Genomic DNA, 2,335 nt, shown 5'->3' on the forward strand with positions numbered 1-2,335 from the left:
GGACATAGAAAAAGCCACTTGTGAACACCCCCATAATCAAATACACTCCTGTTGGACCCATTTTTCTGGCAGGAGGTAGATGAGGAGATGTTACAAGTGGATACCGTTCATTATATCAGAAGTGAAGTTAACGCTAAAGGGCACAGCTATTCCGAGGTAGCGAGAAGAACAAACACGGATGCAAGGACCGTAAAGAAATATGCAGACCAAGAAGAATTCCAGGCGAAAAAACAACAAAGAAAGAAACAGCGGTCGCCCGTCATGGATCCTGTAAAAGAGCAGGTGGATCAGTGGTTGATCGATGATGGAAAGAAGAAAAAGAAATATCGAAGAACTGCCAAACGCATTTGGCAACAGCTGTGTGACGAATGTGATTTTCAAGGATCAGAAAGAACGGTGCGAGATTATATATCTAAACGGAAAGTGTGCTTACAAGAAGAGAGTCCTCAAGCTGCACTTCCGTTGGAATCGAAGCCGGGAGATGCCCAAGTCGATTTTGGACAAGCTCCGTTCAAACGGCAGGGAGCCATCGTAGAACTGCCATACCTAGTGCTCTCTTTCCCGTACAGCAATGCCTTTCTGGTGCAAGTGTTTGAATCAGAAAATCAGGACTGTTTCCTGGAAGGGTTGAAACGGTTTTTTGATCACATCGGAGGAGTACCAAGGAGGATTCGTTTTGATAACCTGTCCCCTGCCGTGACAAAAGTGTTGCCGCACGGCAAACGGCAATTAGCAGACGGGTTCCATCGTTTTGTACTGCATTACGGGTTTGCCTATGAGTTCTGTAATCCTGGTGCAGGAAATGAAAAAGGCCATGTGGAAGCGATGGTGAAATATGTTCGGAATAACTTTTTTCTTCCGGAACAGCATATCTTCGATCTGGAGGAACTCAATGCAGGGTTATGGAAGACTTCTATTGCGGATAGAGATCGCGCGCACTTTGAGAAGAAATCGAAGATTTCCACACTGTTTGAAGCAGATCAGCAAGCGCTCTTTTACTTACCGGAGAAAAGCTATGAAGTGATTCGATACGAAATCGTTAAAGCAAATAAATATGGATATGTGGCCATTGATGGCAGCAAATATTCTACCTCCCCTCGATATGCAGGACAAAGCGTATTGGTCGGAATCACGCATGATACGATCCAGATCCTGACGGATCAATACGAGACCATTGTGTGTCATCGACGCTCCTATGCAGGCGAGGTCATCATGAAATGGCAGCCGTACTTATCCCTCATGGCTCGTCGGCCGAACGCCATGAAATACACGTCCTTCTACGACCAGTTACCGCAGCCATGGCAAGATTATTTACAAGCATGTACCCAGGAGGAAGTAAAAGAGGCATTAAAGCTTCTCTCGACATTACTGAAAGAGCACCGGATGGAACTCGCGACGGAAGCGTTACAAGCAGCTTCGAGACACGCGCATCCTTCGCCGGACGCCATTCGGCAAATGTTCCATCAGCTCGTCTACGGCAGAGGTTTCCGGGAAGCGATTCCGATCCAGCAGGATGTTCCAACGATGCCGGACGCTCAACGGGGAATGACTCGTTATGATGACTTCTTCCAGCTGTCCGGGAGGGAAACCTGATGCAGGAAGACATTCAAGCATATGCGAAACGATTAAAACTGAGCTGGGTGCGGGAACATTTTCAAGAGGTCGAAGCGTCCTCTCAGGAAGAGTATTTATGCAAGCTTTTGGCACAAGAAATCGAACAACGGGAAGCGCGTAAGATCAACGTGCTATTCAAAGCAGCAACACTTCCAAAAGAACCCAATAAAACATTTGATTGGAAGAATATCAAACTGGGCCAAGGGTTGAGCCAAGAAGGGTTATTACAAGGAGCATTCCTCGAGCACCAGGAAAACATGATATTTTATGGAGGAGTAGGCGCTGGCAAAACGTTTCTCGCCACCCGTATCGGGATGAATGCCATTTATAAGTACGGCAAAAGAGTAAAGTTCTATACCGTGGCTTCCCTGGCGAATGAGTTACTGGATGCGCATGAAAAAGGTACTTTGACCAAACTGTTTAAGAAGATAGAAAAATTGGATTTGCTTATATTGGATGAACTTGGCTATATCCCACTGCATAAGCAAGGGGCAGAACTATTATTTCAAGTGATCTCTCTGTGTTATGAGAAACGAAGTATCATCATCACGACGAATCTGCAATTTGGGGAATGGAATCACGTATTTGGGGACCCGGTCCTGACGGAAGCAGTAGTGGATCGATTGATCCACCATTCTCATTTAGTTCTCTTCGGAGGTGATAGTAATCGCATGAAAGAATCGTTTCTCATGAATCAGACCGAAAAAGGATAGGGAAAACG

Annotated in this window: 2 protein-coding genes; both read left to right on the forward strand. The window is 45.8% G+C overall.

Annotated features, from left to right (window positions below):
- The first annotated feature begins 87 nt into the window (after positions 1-87).
- The gene (gene istA / locus ACFO4L_RS17545) at positions 88-1,593 is read left to right on the forward strand and encodes an IS21 family transposase (RefSeq protein ID WP_377910967.1); all 1,506 of its coding nucleotides are present in this window, start codon (positions 88-90) and stop codon (positions 1,591-1,593) included.
- Positions 1,593-2,327: an IS21-like element helper ATPase IstB gene (istB, locus tag ACFO4L_RS17550; protein WP_377910968.1), complete on the forward strand. Its 735-nt coding sequence runs from the start codon at positions 1,593-1,595 to the stop codon at positions 2,325-2,327. The genes istA and istB overlap by 1 nt, the downstream gene beginning before the upstream one ends.
- Positions 2,328-2,335: the final 8 nt, after the last annotated feature.

It is taken from the genome of Bacillus daqingensis (assembly GCF_042654445.1).
In the GTDB taxonomy this organism is placed as follows: Bacteria; Bacillota; Bacilli; order Bacillales; family Salisediminibacteriaceae; genus Alkalicoccus; species Alkalicoccus luteus.